This window comes from Klebsiella spallanzanii, from assembly GCF_902158555.1.
Taxonomy (GTDB): Bacteria; Pseudomonadota; Gammaproteobacteria; order Enterobacterales; family Enterobacteriaceae; genus Klebsiella; species Klebsiella spallanzanii.
Map to the genome: position 1 here is coordinate 484,560 of NZ_CABGGS010000023.1, position 21,391 is coordinate 505,950.

Here is a 21,391-nt window from a genome sequence, read left to right on the forward strand (position 1 = left end):
TCCTGGACACGAAATCGCAGCCTCGTATGATTCCTGATGCATCAACTAAATGGCAAGTGTTGGTTTGGTTTAAAGTGTAAGCAAACAGTGATGCAGCGATGCTTTTTTACCGCGTCGCGCCTGTTTTAAGAATAATCCGGGTTCGGGAGTCCCTATGTTCAGGCTGGAAGATCTGACCCTATTTGTCCGCGCGGCGGCGTTAGGCAGTTTTAGCGAGGCGGCACGCGAAGCGGGGCAGCAGCCTGCGCAGGTGAGTGCGGCGATCAAGCGTCTGGAAACAACGCTGAATATTCGTCTTTTTGCCCGTTCGACCCGCAGTCTGCGTCTGACGCCGGAAGGGGAGACCTGGTTGCCCTATGCCACTCAGATGCTCGATACGTTGCATGCAGGACTGCAAAAAATTCAGGCGCCTGACGACGAAATTCGCGGCACGCTACAAATCGCCGTGCCATCCGACCTCGGGCGCAATCTGCTGCTCAATGTGTTTCGCGCTTTTCGCGATCGTCACCCGGCGCTGCGCCTGCGGATTCTGTTTTCCGATCATCGGACCGATGTGTTTAAAGATCCGGTGGACGTCGCGTTTCGCTACGGCGATAACGATGATGCTTCGTTTATTTCCCTGCCCGTCGCGTGGGAGAACCGCCGGGTGCTGGTGGCTTCGCCCGGCTGGATAGCTGAGCACGGCGAACCGCAAACGCTGGAAGATTTAGCCCAGCATAATGCGCTTACCTACGTGCTGCGCGGCAGGCCGTTCGACCGCTGGCCGTTGAGTCTGGACGGGAAAGTACATCACGTGCAGGTTTCCGGCACGATTGTGAGCGATGACGCGGAGGTGATTCGCCGCCTGGCCGTGGCTGGAGAGGGAATTGCGTTTAAATCGGCGCTGGACGTTGGCGACGATCTCCGCGAAGGACGGCTACAGGTGCTGTTGCCACAGTATCAGGGAGATGTGGTGCCGTTGAATATGATTTGCCCGCACCGCAAACAGCTCTCTGCTGCGGTGAGGCTGTTATATGATGCGGTAAAAGCGGAGTGCGAGAAAGTATAGGCTTTAACGCTGGTGTCATTCCCGGCGGCGCTTCGCTGACCGGGCTACGGATCCACCACTGTCTGCGGACCGCTAGCCCGGACAGGCGCGTCAAGCGCCGCCTCCGGGGCAATTATTGGCACGAACCTTAATGCTTCACCAGCGTAGCAAAGTAGTACACCAGCGGAATCGCGAGGATCCACAGACCTACCGGGATCTCCCGCCACTTACCGGCGATGGTTTTAATCACCACATAGAACAGCAGCCCACCGGCAATCCCGGTACCAAAGCTATTTGCGATCAGGGTGATCATCACCATCATCAGCACCGGCAGCCCGTCGGTGAAATTCGCCAGATCCACTTTACGCAGGCCGCTGAACATATTCAGGCCGATCAGGATCAGCGCCGGGGCGGTCGCTTCTTTAGGGATCATCAGCGCCACCGGCGTAAACAGCAGCATCAGCAGGAACATTACCGCCGCCGACAGCGCGGTTAACCCGGTTTTGCCGCCAGCTTCCGCTGCCGCCGAAGATTCAATCAGCGCGGTCGCCGCTGGAATGCCCAGCCAGGGGCCAACGGCTGCGGCAATCGAATCGACCATAAACGGGCGATTGATATGCGGCATGTTGCCTTCTTCATCCAGCAGACCCGCTTCGCCGCCCACCGCCAGCGTGGTACCCATCGTGGAAAAGAACTCTGAAGCGAAAAAGACAAACAGGAACGGCAGGAAGGCGATATTCAACGCCCCTAGCATATCAATTTGTCCCAGCACCGGCGTCAGCGAATGCGGCATATCGATAAAGCTGCCCGGTAGTTTAGTCACGCCCATGGGGATGCCAATCAGCGTCGCGACCAGAATGGCCCATAAAATTGAACCGGGGATCCGCCGCGCCTGCAGAGCGATGGCCAGAAACAGCCCGCAGAGCGCCACCAACGCCCCTGGTGAGAGAAAATCACCGAGCATCAGGGCATTGGTTTTGGCGTTGGCCAGCACCAGCCCGGCGTTGCGGAAGCCGAGTACCGCGACGAAAAGGCCGATCGAGGCGGTTAATCCGAGCTTAATGGACTGCGGCACCGAGCGGGTCACCACTTCTCGCAGGCCGAATTTAGTCAGCAGGAAAAACAGGATCCCCGACCAGCAGGCGATACCGAGCCCCACCTGCCAGCCGATGCCCTCACTGCCAGCCAGGGTCACGCCGACCAGCACCGAGCCGCCGATGCCCGGTCCGACAATAAAGGGCAGGTTGGCGTAAAACGCCATCAGCAGCGTGCCGCCGACGAACACCAGAATCGTACCGGTGGTTGCTGCGCCTTTATCCATCCCGCCAACCGCCAGCAGGCCGGGGATAACCACCAGCAGATAGGCGGCGGCGAGAAAGCCGGTAATGCCCGCGAGGCATTCAGTGCGTAGCGTACTGCCGCGGGAATACAAGGCAAAACGGCGCTCCAGCCAGCTTCCTTGCGCGGATGAATGAAGGGTGTTGTCGGCCATGCTCAGGCTCCCTGATGTTTATTGTTGTGATGTGTGTGTTCCGGGGTTTCCCGGCAGTCTATCAGCGGCTCGACTATCTGGCGGGTGCTGCCGTCGGTCAAACCTAAATCTGTCAAATGCGGACCGGCGTTACAGGCGAGGCAGGTGCCTTCGATAGCCTTAAACACGCGGTAAGGTGGCTCCCAGTCGGCAACTTTGCTGCTTAAATCACGCAGCTCACGGAACTGTTGGGCCAGCTCCGGGGCCGGTAAGTCCGAGAGCATACCGGCAATCGGCATCGCCACGTGGGCAAGGATCTGACCCTGCTGCGACAGCGCCATGCCGCCGCCGGATGCAATCAGTTGGTTTGCCGCCAGCGCCATATCGTCAGCATCGCGACCCAGCACCACCAGGTTATGCGAGTCGTGGGAGTAGCTGGTGGCGATTGCGCCGCGTAGTTCTCCCCAGCCTTCTAACAGCGCAATCTGCGGTGTTGCCTCGTGGCGACCGTGGCGATGCTTGACCCAAATCAGGCTGAACCCATCCGGAATGCGCACTTTGCCGTCGCGAACCTGCACTTCAACTTCGCCCCACTGGGTAAAGCGCGCGCCGCAAATATGCCGCAGGCGGGCGATGCCGTGGCGAATCGCCTCGACGCGGAGGATAAAATCGTCAGGACTTAGCGGTGAGATTTGCAGCGTGTCGCGCGGTGGAGTGACGCCTGCCGCCGCTGAAACAGGCTGGAGCAGAGTCCCTTCGCGGGCAATCAGCTTCCCGGCGACGTAGACTTCCTGCGCTTTGAGTTGTTCTAATGAATCGAAGGCTACCAGATCGGCACGACGTCCGGCGGCAATCAGTCCAAGATCGCTACGCTGTAAGCGGATTGCCGCGTTTAAGGTGGCGAAGCGCAATACGTCGGTCGCCGCCAGACCATGCTCAATCAGCAGGTTGAGCAGGGCAATGATGCCACCTTTTTCCAGCAGCATATCCGGCGGAACATCATCGGTGCAGACGGTGATCTGCGAGGAGAGATGCGGTAGCGTTTTCAGTGCATTGACGATGCCCGGCAGCAAATAAGGGTGCGAACCACGAATTTCGATGGTCAGTCCTGCACGCAGTTTTTCCAGCGCATCTTCTGCCGAGGTTAGTTCGTGATCGGAGGTGACCCCGGCGGCGAGATAGGCCTGTAGATCCGCACCGCTCAGACCGCGCGCGTGGCCTTCAATCAGCTTACCGCTATCCAGACCGGCCTGGACAATCTCCTGCATCCGCTCGCTGCCGTGCAGCACGCCGTGCATATCCATGACTTCGGCGACGCCGCGGACTTCCGGCCACGCCAGCATGGTTGCCATCTCCGCGCCGGCGAAATCCGCGCCGGACATCTCCAGCCCTGGCGTGGACGGCACGCTGGAGGGGGCGGCGACCATCACCTGCAGCGGCAGAGAGCGGCTGGCGGCGACGGCATAGCGCACGCCTTCTACGCCAAGCACGTTGGCCAGCTCGTGCGGATCCCAGAACACCGCCGTGGTGCCTTGGGCAAGGACGATTTCGGCGTAGCGTTCTGGCGGCAGATGGGAGCTTTCCAGATGGACGTGAGTATCCATGAGTCCCGGCGATAAAAAGTATCCTGCCAGAGAGCGATGTTCTTGAGCGTCGGAGCGGCTGCCGCGTGGATGCACGCTGGCGATCGTGTCACCGACGATGCCGACATCGGCCTCGCGGATCTCGCCGGTCGCCATATCGACGATCTGCGCGTCGGTTAATAATAAATCGAACGGGGATTCGCCGCGTGCGGCCTGGACGGCGCGACGGCGGGTTTCAGCACTGCTGGACATAACAACTCCGGCACAAGGATAATGGGGATACTCTAGGGGCAGAGCAAACGTTTGCCCAGATGAATAAATTTATTGCCCGATAACCTCGGCTTATTCTGCGTAATGACCGTTAGTGAAGACGAAGAACATTATGACTGAACCCTGGCAGCGTCTGCCCGCGCTCTCTCTTAAGCAGATCCAGTATTTTGTGACCCTGGCTCAGCTACGCCATTTCACCGACACCGCTAACCGGCTGGCTATCAGCCAACCGGCGCTAAGCAGCGCGCTGCGGCAAATCGAGGCAGTACTGGGCGGTAAGCTGGTTAACCGCACGGCGTCGTCAGTGACGTTGACCGAGTTGGGGTCCGCAATTTTGCCCCATGCCCGGCGGGTGCTGAGCGTGGCGCAACTGGCGTTTCAGGATATGCAGCAGATTGTCGAGGCCGGCGGCGATGGCACGGTGCGCATAGGCCTGGTGCCGTCGGTGAGCTCGCTGCTGTTTCCTCTTCTGCCGCAGACGCTGGCGCAGGCTTTTCCGCGCCTGAGGGTGGAATTTCACGATCAGACTAACGATGCCCTGTTTTGTGAGCTTCAGTCAGGGAAAATAGATTTCGCCGTCGGTGCAATTGATCGCTCTTTGCCGCCGGAACTGCTGGTTTATCCTCTGCGCGAAGATCCGTTCGTTGCCGTGCTGCATTGTGACGATCCTCTGGCCGGGCAGCCGCACGTGCCGTGGAAGCTGTTGGCCGGGCGAGATATTGCGGTGTTCTCAAAGGGCAATATTCAGCGTCTGGTCGGCGCGCTGGCAGAGAGCCATCGCCTGACGCTGAATACACGCTATCAGGTTGATTATATTGAAACCCTTTATGGTCTGGTGCGTTCCCGGCTGGCGGTGGCGATTCTGCCTGAGCTTTATACTACTCACCTTCAGGATCCTGCTTTGAAGATTGCCCAGCTTCAGCAGCCTGCTTTAACGCGTACCGTCGCGCTGATGCGCGGGCCTCAGCCTCTGCCGCCGCTAATTGAAGAGTGCTTCTCTTTATTGCTAAGTTCACTGCGGGAAGTGAGTCTGTAGGGGACCATTGCTTTCATAGTTTGTTTTGGTGAATTGAGATAGAGTTAACGGAATGCTTTATCGTGCCTTTTAAAATCAAAGAGTTATCGCTCTTTAATAAAATCAATTTGTTGCAAAAATGTCGGTAGATTGTTTTATGCGAAAAAAATCATTATAAAACAAAAAGGTATGTTTAGTATGTTCCCCGCACCAGCGGGGGTAAACCGCTGTGCTCTGAGGCGACGACAGTCCGCTTTGAATGTTCCCCGCACCAGCGGGGGTAAACCGGCTGGCTGGACGTGGGGTCAGTTAACGACGGTATGTTCCCCGCGCCAGCGGGGATAAACCGGACTTTGTTTGGCGCGGTGAGGAAATCAGCAGATGTTCCCCGCGTCAGCGGGGATGAATCGCCATAACTGTGGGGATGGCTTGCGGGAAAAGCACGTTCCTCGCGTGAGTGGGGATGAACCGATCAATAGAGGTTGCGGCTGTCAATTTTCATGACGTTCCCCACGGGAGTGGGGATGAACAGCATGTAGCATTACAGGCTTTACGCATCATGGCGCTATTGTGGGTCGATTAAATTCACCAGCTTTGTCACAACTTCGCAAATCAGCGCTTCATCTGCGGCAGCATAGAACTTAGCGTCACGCGCAATCAGGTCCACGGCTTTTAGCTGGTGACAGAGAACGACGCCGCGCAGGTTACCGTTATCAGTATCGTGTGGTAACACGTTGACTGTCACTCCCTCAGAGCGCGCAGCGTTCGCGCTGGTCGAGATAGGGCAACACATTGCGACTTTCAGCGCCCTGTTTAGCGCCTGGTCAGTAACAACGATACAGTAATGAGGGCCGCTCAGCTCGTGACCGGCGACTGGGTCCGGGTTAAAGTGCCAGATTTCTCCGCGGTGTGGCGTCCTTGCCTTTACCATGCCTCATTCCCCTGTTTCCCATTTGCCCAGCTGTCGACCGCGTTGTTCAGCTCGGCGATCTCCTTCTCGTCAATCTGCCCTAGCAACTGAGTGACAGTGAGCCTTCCGCGTGGATTGTGCTTAGTGGCAGTGAGGCTGACACCATCGCCTTTTTTCTCAACCGTCAGTTCTGCGCCAACGGTCCAGCCGAGCCCAGCAGCCAGATCGCGTGGGATGGTGACTATCATGGCCCCGCCCTGTTGTCTCAGTTTTACAGTCTGCATTGTGCTTCCTCTTGGTGCTACTTTGTTCTACTTAATATAGCACAAAGTAGCACTAAAAATACCTTTGCTCGTATCCCGGTATACATCAAAAAAACGATTAATAAAATCGAAGATATAACGTAGGTCGAGGACTAATGAACAATCAGAGGAGCTACATGGCAAGCCATAGAGGCAGTGAAGAAATGTTCCTCTCGCCAGCAGGGATGAATAGGCGCTGGAGATTAACTCGTATGATGAAAAACATGTTTTGGCTATTTTACTGGCATTTCTGCCGGGGGCTGGTGCCTTACCCAGCCTGTAAAATCCAAAATATCATAATGTTATGCATTTCTAGTCGGCCCGTGCAAGCGAAGCGCCTCGTCTGCGGGATAGGCGGAATCAGCACGCTTGGGAATGTACTCTACGATTACGATATCCGGCGATACGCAAATCGAACAATAGGCAAGTTAAGACCCCGCGACCGACTGCCGCGGGGTGACTTATTTACGGCGTCACAATATTGAACCAGAACTCAAATTTATCCATATAACCCAGCATTTCGTCCAGCTTGGCGCCGTTTCCGGTCACTTTCACTTCACCCTTATCCTGCGCCTGCTTAAGCGTTTCCTCTTTCAGGATGATTTTGTTCAGCGTGGTGCGATCCAGCGCAATGGTGGCATCGGCGTCTTTCGCTTCGGCATCGGCGGTGTGGTTCAGTACGCCGTTTTCCAGCTCCAGCTTATATTTGCCGCCATCGTTACCGAGATCGATATTAAACACCGATTTAGCCGTACCAGCTTTTTCGCCGTTGATATGTACCGCCAGATAGTCGAAGAACATCTCAGGCGTCATTGCCCGCACGGTATCCGGGCTGGCGGTGTTCGGCGTCGGGCCTTTCACCACGCCGTTACGCAGCTCCTGCGCGCCGGTCAGGTAGAAGTTACGCCACGGCCCTGATTCTGCCTGATAGCCCAGTTGTTCCAGAGCATCGGCCTCCAGATTACGAGCATCAATATTGCCTGGGTCGGCGAAGACGATTTTGCTCACGACCTGCGCCACCCAGCGGTAGTTGCCCTGGTCGTAGTCCTCTTTGGCTTTCTTCATAATCGCGTCGGCACCGCCCATATAATCAACGAATTTCTTCGCCGCTTCTTCCGGCGGCAGTTCATCCAGCGTTGCCGGGTTGCCGTCGAACCAGCCGAGATAGAGTACGTAGGTTGCCTTCACATCATGGCTGACGGAACCGTAATAGCCGCGGTTGGCCCAGGTATTCGCCAGGCTGTCCGGGAGTTTGAATTTGGCGGCGATCTCATCGCGGGTCAAACCTTCGTTGGCCATACGCAGGGTCTGGTCGTTAATGTAACGATACAGGTCGCGCTGGCTTTTCAGCAGGTTAACAACGTTCTCATTGCCCCAGGTTGGCCAGTGGTGTTGCGCCATGATGATTTCGGCTTTGTCGCCCCAACGTACGATGGCGGCGTTGATATATTTCGACCATGGTAGCGGCTCACGAATTTTTGCCCCGCGCAGCGAGTAGGTGTTATGCAGTGTGTGGGTGACATCTTCTGCGGATTCGATCAGTTTCTTCTCTTCGATATATCACAGCATTTCCGATGGCGCTTCCGAGCCCGGCGCCAGCATAAAATCGTAGGTCAGGCCGTCGATAGTCTCTTTCTGGCCATCTTTCTCGATGATGTTGGTTGGGGCAATCAGGGTGACGGTACCGGCAGAGGTCGTCGTACCTAGCCCCGCGCCAACCTGACCGGTTGCATCTGGTTTGAGCAGGTTGCCGTACATATAGCTGGCGCGACGGCTCATCACGTTACCGGCCATGATGTTTTCCGCAACGGCGGCTTCCATAAAACCGGAAGGCGCGTAGATTTTGACCTTGCCGGATTTCACATCGGCTTCATCGACTACGCCGCGCACGCCGCCGTAATGGTCAACGTGGCTGTGGGTGTAGATCACCGCTACCACCGGCTTATTGCCGCGATTTTTGTAATACAGATCCATACCGACTTTGGCGGTTTCCGCCGACACCAGCGGGTCCACAACGGTAATGCCTTCTTTACCTTCGATAATGGTCATATTGGAGAGATCGAGGTTGCGAATCTGATACACACCTTCGGTCACTTCAAACAGGCCGCTGATATTAATCAGCTGAGACTGACGCCAGAGGCTGGGGTTGACGGTATCCGGCGCTTTTTCACCCTCTTTAATAAAGTCATACTGCTGCGGGTTCCAGATAACATTGCCTTGTTCGCCTTTAATTATCTCGCTGGGCAGTGCGGCGATAAAGCCTTTGTGCGCGTTGGTAAAGTCGGTGTTATCGGAGAAGGGAAGTTGTTTGTACAGCGCGTCGTTCGCTTGTTTGGTTGCCGCTGTCGCTTCTTTAGGGGAGGTCTCCGCCCAGCTTGTCAGGGGGAGGGTAGTGAATATTCCAGCCAGGGCCAATCCTTTCATTATCGGGGTTAATTTCATTGGAATCCTCGTGGTTTTGCAATGATTCACTCGTTAATTTCGATATGACGTCGGGTTACATCCTGTAACGCTTCCTCAAACTATAATCATGTATCTGGGAAAGTGTTTATTTTGTTAATTTAAAATAAATTAAATGTTAAATTTATATCGGTAAGGTCAATATGAACCTCACTGGACCGGCTTGCGTTGTCTGGTGACTTCCCGTAACCTGCCTGCTGAGAACGTTTTATCTCTCAATGACTCGGGGTGCCCTTCCTTGTGAAGGCTGAGAAAAACCCGTACCACCTGATCTGGATAATGCCAGCGTAGGGAAGTCAGAGACCGCAGGGTCGTTGCTTCTTCATCGCCTGGCGGGAGCAAACGATGTCTGACCTGCTAAACCCCGCGCATATTGCCCATCTGCGGCACCTTTTTCGCCGCCATTCTCCCCTTGTTCACTGCATGACTAACGACGTGGTGCAAACCTTTACCGCCAACGTGCTGCTGTCGATTGGCGCATCACCAGCGATGGTTATCGACCCGGATGAAGCCAGCCAGTTTGCTGCCATTGCCGACGCGCTGCTGATTAACGTCGGCACGCTAACCGTTGAGCGTGCGACGGCGATGCGGGCGGCGGCGCATAGCGCAAAGCAGGCGGGCAAACCGTGGGTGCTGGACCCGGTGGCGGTCGGCGCGTTGACTTTACGTACTGAATTTTGTCGGGAGCTTCTGGCGCTACAGCCAGCCGCTATTCGTGGTAACGCTTCAGAAATTATGGCCCTTGCCGGGATGAGCGGCGGCGGGCGCGGTGTCGATACCACCGATACCGCCGCCGCCGCGCTGCCCGCGGCTCAGGCGTTAGCTCGCCAGTTGAATACCGTGGTCGCAGTAACCGGAGAGGTCGATTACGTCACCGATGGTCAGCGTACGCGCGCTGTCACCGGCGGCGATCCGCTAATGACTCGGGTGGTTGGCACTGGCTGCGCGCTGTCGGCGGTGGTTGCCGCCAGCACGGCGATGCCCGGTGACCGTCTGGAAAACGTCGCTGCGGCCTGCGGTCTGATGAAGTTCGCGGGTGGAATCGCGGCGCAGCGGGGCGGTCCCGGCAGCTTTACTCCCGCATTCCTGGATGCGCTGTACGCGGAGGGCGGCCTGTGAAACGAATCAATGCTTTAACCATCGCCGGAACCGACCCGAGCGGCGGCGCGGGGATCCAGGCGGATCTCAAAACCTTCTCAGCGCTGGGCGCTTACGGCTGCTCGGTCATCACTGCGCTGGTGGCGCAAAACACCCGAGGCGTGCAGTCTGTGTACCGCATTGAGCCTGATTTTGTTGCCGCGCAGCTCGATTCGGTATTCAGCGATGTGCGAATCGATACCACTAAAATTGGCATGCTGGCGGAAACGGATATCGTCGAAGCGGTGGCGGAGCGGCTGGCGCGTTATCAGATTAAAAACGTGGTGCTGGATACCGTGATGTTGGCGAAAAGCGGCGATCCGTTGCTTTCGGTCAGCGCAGTGCAGACGCTGCGCCAGCGCCTGCTGCCGCAGGTGTCATTGATCACGCCAAATCTGCCCGAAGCGGCAGCGCTACTGGATACGCCGCATGCCAGAACGGAACAGGAGATGCTGGAGCAGGGCAGAGCGCTGCTGGGAATGGGCTGCGGCGCGGTATTAATGAAGGGCGGTCATCTGGATGACGCCGAAAGCCCGGACTGGCTGTTTACCCGTGAAGAAGAACAGCGCTTTACCGCGCCAAGAGTGCAGACCAAAAATACGCACGGCACCGGCTGTACCCTATCGGCGGCGCTGGCGGCGCTGCGTCCTCGTTACGATGATTGGGGGCAAACGGTAGCGGAGGCTAAAGGCTGGCTCTCTGCGGCGCTGGCGCAGGCGGATTCGCTGGAGGTCGGGCAGGGGATTGGCCCGGTGCATCATTTCCATGCCTGGTGGTAAACGGCACGACAACGTGCCAGCAGACCATGCTGAAAAAATACGCTCCCGGCTGGAAAATCTGCTGAGTCGGTACCAGGCTTAACCTGCCCAAAATAATTGGGTTGGGAAAATGCATGCCGGTTTCGACCGGCACTTACGGGAGATAGCTATGACCGATATTACGCAGTTGCTTGGCAAAGATGCCGACACGCTTTTACAGCACCGTTGTATGACGATTCCAGCCGATCAGCTCTATTTACCGGGTTCGGACTACGTCGATCGGGTGATGGTTGATAACAATCGTCCACCGGCGGTGCTGCGTAATATGCAAACCCTGTATAACACTGGCCGTCTGGCGGGAACCGGATATTTGTCTATTCTGCCGGTTGACCAGGGCGTAGAGCATTCTGCTGGCGCTTCTTTTGCCGCTAACCCGCTGTACTTTGATCCGAAAAATATCGTCGAACTGGCTATTGAAGCCGGTTGCAACTGCGTGGCCTCCACCTATGGCGTGCTGGCCTCGGTGTCGCGCCGCTACGCGCACCGTATCCCCTTCCTGGTCAAACTGAACCACAACGAAACGCTAAGCTACCCGACCGAATATGACCAGACGCTGTACGCCAGCGTTGAGCAGGCGTTCAATATGGGAGCCGTGGCGGTAGGGGCGACTATCTATTTCGGTTCTGAACAATCTCGTCGCCAGCTTGAGGAAATTTCTGTGGCCTTTGAGCGCGCGCATGAACTGGGCCTGGTGACCGTGCTGTGGGCCTATCTGCGGAACCCGGCGTTTAAGAAAGATGGCGTCGATTATCACGTTTCCGCCGACTTAACCGGCCAGGCCAACCATCTGGCGGCCACTATCGGTGCGGATATTGTGAAGCAGAAAATGGCGGAGAATAACGGCGGCTATAAGGCGGTGAACTTCGGCTATACCGATGACCGGGTTTACAGCAAATTAACTACCGAGAACCCGATTGATCTGGTGCGCTATCAGCTGGCGAACTGCTATATGGGTCGCGCCGGGCTGATTAACTCCGGCGGCGCGGCGGGCGGTGAAACCGATCTGTCCGATGCTGTACGTACGGCGGTTATCAATAAACGCGCGGGCGGCATGGGGCTGATTCTGGGCCGTAAGGCCTTTAAAAAATCGATGGCCGACGGCGTGAAGCTGATTAATGCCGTGCAGGATGTTTATCTGGACGGCAAAGTTACCATCGCTTAAGCATTCGCGTCGTCTGCCTTCCCCGGCGGCGCTACGCTTGTCCGGGCTACGGGAAGGGTAGCCCGGACAGGTGCGTCAAGCGCCGCCTCCGGGATCCTGCTTATTCGCGAATCAATCGCGCCGTGTGCTGGAGCGTTTTATACGCTTCGTAACGACGCTGATGATCGGCGCTAAATTGCTCTTCGCAGCGGTAAGTTTTATCCACTCGGGTAAACTGCTTCATCGCTTCCGGCAGCGAAGGGGCAATGTTACCCGCTACGGCACCGAGAATTGCCGAACCTAACAGCACTGGTTCGCTGGACTCGGTACTGACCACGTTAATGCCGCAAGCATCTGCCAGCAGCTGGCGAACTAAAGGATGTTGACCTGCGCCGCCGCTGATGACGATATTTTCGCTATCAATCCCGCAATTTTTCTGCGCATCGATAATCTGCCGCAGACCGTAGCCGATACCGCATAATCCCGCGACGTACAGCGCAATCAGGTTTTCCAGATCCCGCTCCATGCCCAGTCCGGCGATAATCGCTTTCGCGTTCGGATCCGCCAGCGGCGCACGGTTGCCTAAAAACTCCGGCACCACGTGCAGACCGGCAGCGAGCTTGACTGCTTCGGAAGGATTATCCACCTGCACCAGCACCTTGTCGGCAAGATACACCGGTAGCGGAACCCCGGCTTCTTTTGCCAGCGCTTTAGCCTCTGCCGCGGCGGGATGGAAGCTCAATAACTGGTCGATAGCCGCACCCGCTGCGCTCTGGCCGCCTTCGCTAAGCCAGAACCCTGGCACCATGGCGGAATAGTAAGGCCCCCACACGCCGGGCACAAAGACGGCATCCTGGGTGGTGGTCATAGTGCAGGAGGAAGTACCGAACACGTAGGCCATATTGTTGACCGCGCCGTTAAGCACGCCAACGGTACCAATCCCGCCCGCGTGGGCGTCAATCATGCCGACCGCCACCGGCGTGCCGACGGGCAGGCCCATCTCATCTGCCGCTGTTGCGCACAGACCACCCTCGCAGGGCGTTCCCGGATCGACAATACGCTGGCCGATGCGGACAAAATCTTCATCCGCCAGTTCCTCAAGGCCAATCTGGCGGAAGTATCCGGCATCCCAGCGTTTTTCATGCGCCAGGTAGGTCCATTTACAGGTCACGGTGCACACCGAGCGGGCCAAATCGCCGGTTGAGCGCCAGGTGAGATAATCAGCGAGGTCAAAGAAGTGGCGCGCCTGTTGATAGATTTGCGGACGATTCTCCTTCAGCCACAAAATTTTCGGCGTTTCCATCTCCGGCGAGATTTTACCGCCGACGTATTGCAGCACCGAGTGGCCCGTGGCGTTAATCTTTTCCGCTTGCCCGGTGGCGCGGTGATCCATCCAGACAATAATATTGCGGTCAGGATCTTCCGAAGGGCCAACCGCCAGCGGCGCGTTGTTTTCACCAATTACCACCAGCGAACAGGTGGCGTCGAAGCCGATACTGGCAATCGACGCGGGAGCGACGTTCGCGTTCGCTACCGCCGTTTTAATGCAGTAACACACCGCCTGCCAGATCTCGCGGCTCGACTGTTCAACCACGCTTCCTGCGCTGCGAAACAGGGTGATTTCCCGGGTAGCGTGGGCAAGAAGCTCACCCCGCAGGTTGAATACCCCCGCGCGAACGCTGCCTGAACCAACATCTACGCCAATAATATTTTGAGTATTGCTTTGCATAAAATCCTCTCACACAGTCTGGTTGAACGGTCAGAGATCCACGCTGTTAGGCAGGATAACAATGTCGCGCACGGTAACGTTTTTCGAGCGGGTCACCATAAACAGCACCGACTCGGCCACTTCAATCGGCTGCATCAGGCTACCGTTGGCCAGGGCTTCGTCCATTTTGGCTTTTGGCCAGTCGTCCAGCAGGGCGGTCACTACCGGTCCTGGCAGCACGGCACCCACGCGGACGCCGTACTGGGAAACCTGGCGACGGGTGGTATGGACAAACGCCTGGACGGCAAATTTCGACGCGGTATAGATAGGTTCCCAGATAACCGGCACCACGCCGGCAATAGAGCTGGTGAAAATAATATCCCCGGATTTTTGCGCAATCAGATGCGGGAGGACGCTACGCACGCAGCGGAAAGCGGCGTTGGTGTTGAGGTGCAGTACGCGATCCCACACGTCCGGGTCGCCTTCCGCTACCGGCCCGCCGATGTAGGCTCCGGCGTTAGCATGGAAAATATCGAGACGCCCGGTCAGCTTTAAAATACCTTGCAGGATATTATCGACCTGGTCCGCCTGCATCAGATCAACCTGTAGGGCGAAGGCGTTTTCGCCCAGCTCGGTGACAATTTTATTGAGCTTTTCACCTTCACGGTCGATAAGCACGACCTTTGCGCCAGCCCCCAGCAGGGTTTTAGCGCATTCGAGGCCGATACCGGAAGCGGCACCAGTGATGGCGGCAACTTTACCGTTGAGGGAAGTATTCATAGAGGAGACAGAGTGGTTCATTTTATAATCCTCGACAGAGTCTGGTTGGAACTATCGAACGCGAGGGCATCGCGTTCGATGCTTTGAATTAAATATTTTAAGTTATTGAATACAAGCACTATTTTTTCATATTCGCTGGAGTATTAACGCTGAATGCGCTAATACTTCGTGGAGTGAAATGGAAGCTCAATCGATGAAGCTCATGTTGCGCTAGCTTCATCGATTGAGCAAGTGGGGAAATTAACGGCGAAATGAATTTGTGACGCAAGTTGGGAAAATGAAGAAAATCACGATTTACGACCTGGCGGAGCTATCCGGCGTGTCGGCAAGCGCGGTGAGCGCCATCCTCAATGGCAACTGGAAAAAGCGCCGCATCAGCGCAAAGCTTGCCGAAAAGGTAACGCGAATTGCCGAAGAGCAGGGCTATGCGGTTAATCGTCAGGCCAGCATGTTGCGCAGTAAAAAATCGCACGTCATCGGCATGATTGTCCCCAAATACGATAACCGCTATTTCGGATCGGTTGCCGAGCGCTTTGAGGAGATGGCCCGCGAGCGCGGGCTGTTGCCGATTATTACCTGCACCCGTCGTAGCCCGGAACTGGAAATTGAAGCGGTAAAAGCGATGCTCTCCTGGCAGGTGGATTGGGTGGTGGCAACCGGGGCCACCAACCCGGACAAAATTACTGCTTTATGTCAGCAGGCGGGGGTGCCAACCGTCAACCTTGACCTGCCGGGGTCTATCGCGCCGTCGGTGATTTCTGATAACTACGGTGGCGCGAAAGCGCTGACCCACAAGATCCTGGCTAACAGCGCCCGCCGCCGGGGAGAGCTGGCGCCGCTGACCTTTATCGGTGGGCGTAGTAGCGACCACAACACCAGCGAGCGTTTACGCGGTTTTCACGATGCGCACCGTGAGCTGGGGCTGAACGTGCCGCAGGCGAATATTCTGGCCCCCGGCTATTCGAAGGGTAAAGTTGAGGCCTGCCTGCAAGAGCGGTTTGGCTTGACTGATATTCCTTTGCAGGGGCTGTTCGTCAACTCGACTATTTCGCTGGAAGGGGTGGTGCGATGGCTGTCGCAGGCGGGGCTTACCGGTAGCGGCCAGCCGCCAATGGGCTGCTTTGACTGGGACCCGTTTGTCTATCTGCTGGGGCACGATATTGATATGGTGCAGCAGAACGTCCCGGCGATGCTGGAGGCGGTATTTAGTATTATCGATTCCGGCGATACCAACCAGCAGCGGATTGAAATTCCGCCGCTATTGATGAGCAGTCGTTGATTCGGCTGTTGACGTTAGCGCGTCAGCAGCCAGCGGGCGGTGTGTTCATCGGTCACCAGGCCGTTGATCCAGCCGCCCTTAAGCGCCGCCAGGATAGCCGGGCGTTTGTATTCGCCGCACGCCACCGCGATACGTGGACACTGATTCTGGCGGATATCGTAGCTGGTGATCATTCTGTTGATTTCGCTGTCGACCACGCCGCCTTCGGCATCGATAAAGCGCCCCATGATCTCGCCGATCCCGCCTTGCGCGGTCACCTCATCCATTTGCGCCTGATTGATAAAGCCATCTTTAAATATCGGGCTTTGCGTACCTAATGGTCCAATCCCCACAAAAATAACGTCCGCCTGGCGGGCAACGTCACAAACGCTGCGGAACAGTCGGCTGGTGCACCACATGTTGTACTCTTCCTGGGTTTGCGCATAGCGCGGCGCGGGCCACTGATAGTACTTCGCCTTAATTTTACTGGTCAGCAGCAGCGGGACGTCATCGTAATAGTTACATTGACCATCGGCGTCCATGGCGCTGATGAGCGCGACGCAGCGGGTATTTGAGCTATCGAAGTCGATGCGCTGTAGCGTTTTTTTCAGGGTCAGTCCGGATCCCAGGCCGATGATTTTATCTTTATCATCCTGCAGGTAGCGGGCCATCAGCTGATAGCAGCCGAACGACACGCTGTCCAGCGTGCTTTCTTCGCTAAAGGCAGGCAAGATATTGCATTCAATAAGCTGGTACTTTTCCTGTAACAATTGCGCATAATCGAGGCAGTTCGCTACCGGATGGTGCAAACTAATCGATACGATCCCTTCTTCTTTTGCCGCAGCAATCAGCCGCTGCACCACTGGTCTTGAAGTGCCAAGCTGACTGGCGATTTCGCTCTGGTTTTGTCCGGCGATGTAGTACATCCATGCGGCGCGGACCTTCTGATCCAGCCGGATATCATCTTCTTTACTCATGGTTTCCTGCCCTAAGTTTCTGGCCACAGCGAAAAATTCGCCTGGCGAATAACCGCATTCTGGCTGCGGTCGGGATAACTGGCAAGCTTTTGCTCTTTAATGGTCATTTGTAATTTAATTGGGTAATTGCTCTTTTGTGATCTATAGCTCTTATTTGGGTCAAATGATCAATTACAGTGACCCCATCAACTCAAGGAGAGCAGAACATGAACAATCAATTCACATGGCTTCACATTGGTCTGGGTTCTTTTCATCGCGCACATCAGGCGTGGTATCTGCATCGTCTGATTGCTTCCGGGGATAAGCGCTGGCACATCGCGGCGGGGAATATTCGCAACGATGCTGAGCAGGTCGTTCAGGCGCTGACGGCGCAGGGTGGGCGCTACGTGCTGGAAACCGTGAGCCCGGAAGGGGAGCGCGAATATGAAGAGATCACCTCCATTCAAAAACTGTTGCCGTGGCAGGCCGGGTTGCAGCCGCTGATTAACGAAGGGGCAAATCCGCAGACTAAAGTTATCGCCTTCACCGTGACGGAAGGGGGGTATTACCTGAACACCAGTCATAAACTGGAAACCAACAACCCCGATTTAATCGCCGACCTTAAGGGCGATTGCAAAACCATTTACGGCACCATCGCGCGGATTCTGGAAAAGCGCATGGCGGACAATGCCGGACCTCTTACTCTGCTGAACTGCGATAACGTGCGCCACAACGGCGAACGTTTCCACGACGGTATGGTTGAGTTTCTGCAGCTCACTGGCAAACAGGCAGTGATCGACTGGATGGCCGCTAATACTACCTGCCCGAACACCATGGTGGACCGCATCACTCCGCGTCCGGCGGCGGATCTGCCTGCGCGCATCAAAGCGCAAACCGGTATTGATGATAAAGCGCCGGTAATGGGCGAGACCTTTATTCAGTGGGTGGTGGAAAACAACTTCCGCGATGAACGCCCGAACCTGGAAGCGGTTGGCGTGGAGATGGTTGAGTCGGTTATCCCTTATGAAGAGGCGAAAATCCGCATTCTGAACTCTTCGCATAGCTGCATTGCATGGGCGGGGACGTTAATCGGCCAGCAATTTATTCATGAAAGTACGCTGACCGATTTTATCTATGCCATTGCCGACCGCTACGTTACTGAGGACGTCATTCCGTGCCTCGGCGATAACGGCATTGATTTACCGACTTATCGCGATGTGGTGCTCAAGCGCTTTACCAATCCGTACATCCAGGACACCAACCAGCGCGTTGCTGCCGATGGTTTTTCGAAAATTCCGGCAATGATCGCGCCAACTCTGCAGGAGTGCTACCAGCGCGGTGTTCGCCCGGAAGCAACGGCGATGCTGCCCGCGCTGTTCTTCGTCTTTATGGAGCAGTGGCACAAGGGAACCCTGCCGTATCAGTACCAGGACGGCATCCTCGACGCTCAAGCGGTGCATGAAATGTTTGAAGCGAGCGATCCGGTAGCGCTTTACGCCCGCGATAAAGCCCTGTTTGGCACACTGGCCGATAACGCTGACTTCCTGGCGCTGATGCGCGAGAAGGTCGCCGCAGTTTACTCGCTGATTAAATAAGGGGTGGCTATGTATCTGGGTATCGATCTCGGCACATCGGAAGTTAAAGCGCTGGTTATTGATGAGAACAATGAGGTTATTGCCAGCCATAGCGCGCCGCTGAGTATTCAGCGGCCCCATCCGCACTGGTCAGAACAATCGCCGCAATCCTGGTGGGAGGCGACGGAGTACCTGATGACCACGCTGCGGGAAAAATGCGCCCAGCACTGGCCGGCAATCAAAGCCATTGGCCTTTCCGGGCAGATGCATGGCGCGGTTCTGCTGGATGCGGCAGGGGAGGTGATTCGCCCGGCCATTCTGTGGAACGACACTCGCTGCGCTGAGGAGTGCGCAGAGCTGGAAGAGATGGCGCCGGAGCTGCATCAGGTGGCGGGGAATCTGGCAATGCCGGGCTTCACCGCGCCGAAGCTGCTGTGGGTGCGCCGTCACGAGCCGCAAAACTTTAAACGTACTGCGACGGTGCTGCTGCCAAAGGATTATCTGCGCTACCAGATGACCGGGAAGAAAGTCTCCGATATGTCGGATGCCGCCGGGACGCTGTGGCTGGACGTGGCGAAACGCGACTGGTCTGATTCGCTGCTGGAAAAATGCGGATTGTCGCGCAGCCATATGCCGTCGCTGGTTGAAGGCTGCGAGGTTTCCGCCACGCTCGATCCGCAGGTAGCCGAACGCTGGGGGCTTAACGCTTCGGTGGTGGTTGCCGGTGGCGGCGGTGATAACGCGGTGAGCGCCATTGGCGTCGGTGCGGTCTCGCCGGGGGATGCGTTTATTTCGCTCGGCACATCCGGGGTGCTGTTTGTAGTAACTGATGCCTATCGTCCGGCCCCGCAGTCGGCGGTACATGCTTTCTGTCACGTGCTGCCGAATCTGTGGCATCAGATGAGCGTGATGCTCAGCGCCGCCAGCTGTTTGCAGTGGTTCTGTCGTCTGACCGGCACCACGGAAGTGGCGTTGCTGGAGGAGATTGCTGAATTAAGTGCTGAAGAGAAAGCCAATGCGCCGTTCTTCTTGCCTTATCTCTCCGGGGAACGCACGCCGCACAACGATCCTGAAGCGCGCGGAATGTTCTGGGGAATGACCCATTCCAGCCTGCGCGCCCAGCTTGGCTACGCGGTGCTTGAAGGGGTGAGTTTTGGCATTAACGATGGCCTGCGGGTGCTGAAAGAGAGCGGCACGCAGATCGATCAATGTTCGCTGGTTGGCGGTGGCGCCCGCAGCCCGTTCTGGGCGCAACTGCTGGCCGATATTCTCGACATGCCGGTGGTGACTCACAAAGGCGGAGAGACCGGCGGCGCACTGGGCGCGGCACGACTGGCCTGCCTGGCGGCAGGGAAGCCCATCGCCGCCGTGTGTGAAAAACCAGAAGTCTGGCAGACCTGGCAGGCAGATCCGGTTCGTCATCAAACCCTGATGCAGCGTTACGCGCAGTTTAACGCCTTGTATTTAAACGACCTGAACTTCCGTCAACACTAATTTTAAAAACATACCCTAAATAATTCGAGTTGCAGCAAGGCGGCGACGCAGTGAATCTCCAGGAGCTTACATAAGTAAGTGACTGGAGTGAACGAGGAAGGCAACACAGCTGCGGTTTGAATTATGACGGGTAGAATGGCCCTCCGGTGAACTCCCCGGAGCGGCCTCCTGTACCCTGAAAACGAGGTCATTATGTCCGTAAATAATAAACAGTGGCTCGGTTTACCCCTCAACCTGCTCTGGGGATACATCGCCATTGCCGTGTTTATGACCGGCGACGGTTTTGAGCTGGCATTTCTGTCGCACTATATCAAAGAGCTTGGGTTCTCCCCGGCGCAGGCTTCATTTGCCTTTACCCTGTACGGACTGGCCGCCGCGCTGTCAGCGTGGATTTCAGGGGTCGTAGCAGAAATTATCACCCCTCTGAAAACCATGATGATCGGCTTCGTGCTGTGGTGCGTATTCCATGTACTGTTTCTGGTCTTCGGCCTCGGTCACGCGAACTATGCGCTGATCTTAATTTTCTACGGTATCCGCGGCTTCGCGTATCCTCTGTTCCTTTACTCGTTTATCGTGGCCATTATCCACAACGTGAAAAGCGATAACGCCAGTTCGGCAATCGGCTGGTTCTGGGCAGTTTACTCCATCGGTATCGGCGTATTCGGCAGCTATATTCCGAGCTTTACTATTCCGCACATCGGCGAACTGGGAACATTGTGGCTGGCGCTGGCCTTCTGCCTGACCGGCGGCATCATTGCGCTGGTTTCCCTGCGCCATATTCAAACGCCGCGTCATATGCAGAACCTGACCACGCGGGAGAAGTTTTCCGAGCTGGGACGCGCGGCGACGCTGCTTTATACCAATCGCAATATTCTGCTGTCGAGCATGGTGAGGATTATTAATACCCTGTCATTGTTTGGCTTTGCGGTAATTATGCCGATGATGTTTGTTGACGAGCTGGGCTTTACCACGTCGGAATGGCTGCAGGTGTGGGCCGCCTTCTTCTTCACCACCATTTTCTCTAACGTGCTGTGGGGTATTCTGGGCGAAAAACTAGGCTGGATGAAGGTAGTGCGCTGGTTCGGCTGTATCGGTATGGCGCTCTCCAGCCTGGCGTTTTACTACATTCCGCAGCACTTTGGGCATAACTTTGCTATGGCGATGATTCCGGCTATCGCCTTAGGGATCTTTGTCGCCGCTTTCGTGCCGCTGGCTGCCGTTTTCCCGGCGCTGGAACCGAAGCACAAAGGCGCGGCGATTTCGGTTTATAACCTGTCAGCAGGGATGTCGAACTTTCTTGCGCCAGCCATAGCGGTGATATTGCTGCCGTTCTTCAGCACTATCGGAGTGGTTATTGCCTATACCGCGCTGTACGTGGTGGCCTTTTTCCTCTGTGCGTTTATTCGCGTTGAGCAGCCGGGATTTTCCCACAAGGAAGCGCCCGCCAGCGAGCAGGTTGAGTTTTCTTAAGGTAATGCGGCTGGCAT

16 protein-coding genes, 1 pseudogene and 1 riboswitch are annotated in these 21,391 nt (G+C 56.3%); of the genes and pseudogenes, 9 read left to right on the forward strand and 8 right to left on the reverse strand.

All coding sequences use genetic code 11. The features are described from left to right. The first annotated feature begins 154 nt into the window (after nucleotides 1-154). Entirely contained in the window at nucleotides 155-1,048 is an 894-nt protein-coding gene (locus FN082_RS17290; protein WP_142981991.1) for a LysR family transcriptional regulator, read from the forward strand. 127 nt (nucleotides 1,049-1,175) lie between these two features. Here the strand turns inward: FN082_RS17290 and FN082_RS17295 are convergent, their stop codons facing one another. Further along, nucleotides 1,176-2,519 (reverse strand): NCS2 family permease, encoded by a 1,344-nt coding sequence (locus tag FN082_RS17295; RefSeq protein ID WP_142462830.1) that lies wholly within the window; start codon nucleotides 2,517-2,519, stop codon nucleotides 1,176-1,178. 2 nt (nucleotides 2,520-2,521) lie between these two features. Next, nucleotides 2,522-4,333, reverse strand: a complete 1,812-nt coding sequence (locus tag FN082_RS17300) for an adenine deaminase (RefSeq protein WP_142981992.1) — start codon at nucleotides 4,331-4,333, stop codon at nucleotides 2,522-2,524. A 127-nt stretch (nucleotides 4,334-4,460) separates the two neighbouring features. Between FN082_RS17300 and FN082_RS17305 the strand changes: the two genes are divergently transcribed. Continuing rightward, nucleotides 4,461-5,387 carry a LysR family transcriptional regulator gene (locus FN082_RS17305; RefSeq protein ID WP_180349496.1) on the forward strand — a complete coding sequence of 309 codons (927 nt, stop codon included), beginning with the start codon at nucleotides 4,461-4,463 and terminating at the stop codon, nucleotides 5,385-5,387. A gap of 544 nt (nucleotides 5,388-5,931) precedes the next feature. On the opposite strand, the gene FN082_RS17310 is transcribed toward FN082_RS17305, so the two are convergent. The 3 genes and pseudogenes from FN082_RS17310 to FN082_RS17320 form a co-directional block, all read right to left on the reverse strand. Then, nucleotides 5,932-6,297 carry a type II toxin-antitoxin system PemK/MazF family toxin gene (locus FN082_RS17310; protein WP_142981993.1) on the reverse strand — a complete coding sequence of 122 codons (366 nt, stop codon included), beginning with the start codon at nucleotides 6,295-6,297 and terminating at the stop codon, nucleotides 5,932-5,934. Then, nucleotides 6,291-6,560 (reverse strand): AbrB/MazE/SpoVT family DNA-binding domain-containing protein, encoded by a 270-nt coding sequence (locus FN082_RS17315; protein WP_142981994.1) that lies wholly within the window; start codon nucleotides 6,558-6,560, stop codon nucleotides 6,291-6,293. The genes FN082_RS17310 and FN082_RS17315 overlap by 7 nt, the downstream gene beginning before the upstream one ends. Nucleotides 6,561-7,043: 483 nt before the next feature. Continuing rightward, a pseudogene (locus FN082_RS17320) lies at nucleotides 7,044-9,020 on the reverse strand (alkyl/aryl-sulfatase). A 232-nt stretch (nucleotides 9,021-9,252) separates the two neighbouring features. Further along, nucleotides 9,253-9,349: riboswitch (TPP riboswitch) on the forward strand. 34 nt (nucleotides 9,350-9,383) lie between these two features. Here FN082_RS17320 and thiM point away from each other — a divergent pair. The 3 genes from thiM (at nucleotide 9,384) to fbaB (ending at nucleotide 12,155) form a co-directional block, all read left to right on the forward strand. Continuing rightward, nucleotides 9,384-10,157 (forward strand): hydroxyethylthiazole kinase, encoded by a 774-nt coding sequence (thiM, locus tag FN082_RS17325; protein ID WP_142462824.1) that lies wholly within the window; start codon nucleotides 9,384-9,386, stop codon nucleotides 10,155-10,157. Further along, nucleotides 10,154-10,954 (forward strand): bifunctional hydroxymethylpyrimidine kinase/phosphomethylpyrimidine kinase, encoded by an 801-nt coding sequence (gene thiD / locus FN082_RS17330; RefSeq protein WP_142981995.1) that lies wholly within the window; start codon nucleotides 10,154-10,156, stop codon nucleotides 10,952-10,954. The genes thiM and thiD overlap by 4 nt, the downstream gene beginning before the upstream one ends. A 148-nt stretch (nucleotides 10,955-11,102) precedes the next feature. After that, on the forward strand, nucleotides 11,103-12,155 hold the full coding sequence (gene fbaB, locus FN082_RS17335; RefSeq protein ID WP_139536557.1) for a class I fructose-bisphosphate aldolase: 1,053 nt from the start codon (nucleotides 11,103-11,105) through the stop codon (nucleotides 12,153-12,155). Between the two features lie 100 nt (nucleotides 12,156-12,255). Here the strand turns inward: fbaB and FN082_RS17340 are convergent, their stop codons facing one another. Both FN082_RS17340 and FN082_RS17345 read right to left on the reverse strand, forming a co-directional pair. Further along, complete coding sequence (locus FN082_RS17340; protein WP_139536556.1) at nucleotides 12,256-13,863, reverse strand: FGGY-family carbohydrate kinase; 1,608 nt, start codon at nucleotides 13,861-13,863, stop codon at nucleotides 12,256-12,258. 30 nt (nucleotides 13,864-13,893) lie between these two features. Continuing rightward, nucleotides 13,894-14,643 (reverse strand): SDR family oxidoreductase, encoded by a 750-nt coding sequence (locus FN082_RS17345; RefSeq protein ID WP_180349494.1) that lies wholly within the window; start codon nucleotides 14,641-14,643, stop codon nucleotides 13,894-13,896. 256 nt (nucleotides 14,644-14,899) lie between these two features. Here FN082_RS17345 and FN082_RS17350 point away from each other — a divergent pair, with 256 nt between their 5' ends. Next, entirely contained in the window at nucleotides 14,900-15,901 is a 1,002-nt protein-coding gene (locus tag FN082_RS17350) for a LacI family DNA-binding transcriptional regulator (RefSeq protein WP_139536555.1), read from the forward strand. A gap of 14 nt (nucleotides 15,902-15,915) precedes the next feature. Here FN082_RS17350 and FN082_RS17355 read toward each other — a convergent pair whose 3' ends face one another. Beyond that, nucleotides 15,916-16,857, reverse strand: a complete 942-nt coding sequence (locus FN082_RS17355) for a sugar-binding transcriptional regulator (RefSeq protein WP_142981996.1) — start codon at nucleotides 16,855-16,857, stop codon at nucleotides 15,916-15,918. A 206-nt stretch (nucleotides 16,858-17,063) separates the two neighbouring features. Here FN082_RS17355 and dalD point away from each other — a divergent pair, with 206 nt between their 5' ends. From dalD to dalT, 3 genes are all read left to right on the forward strand, one after another. Beyond that, entirely contained in the window at nucleotides 17,064-18,431 is a 1,368-nt protein-coding gene (gene dalD, locus FN082_RS17360) for a D-arabinitol 4-dehydrogenase (RefSeq protein WP_142981997.1), read from the forward strand. A 9-nt stretch (nucleotides 18,432-18,440) separates the two neighbouring features. Next, nucleotides 18,441-19,904: a xylulokinase gene (gene xylB, locus FN082_RS17365; protein ID WP_142462820.1), complete on the forward strand. Its 1,464-nt coding sequence runs from the start codon at nucleotides 18,441-18,443 to the stop codon at nucleotides 19,902-19,904. A 192-nt stretch (nucleotides 19,905-20,096) separates the two neighbouring features. Continuing rightward, nucleotides 20,097-21,374, forward strand: a complete 1,278-nt coding sequence (dalT, locus tag FN082_RS17370) for a D-arabinitol transporter (RefSeq protein ID WP_142462819.1) — start codon at nucleotides 20,097-20,099, stop codon at nucleotides 21,372-21,374. The last annotated feature ends 17 nt before the right edge of the window (nucleotides 21,375-21,391 follow it).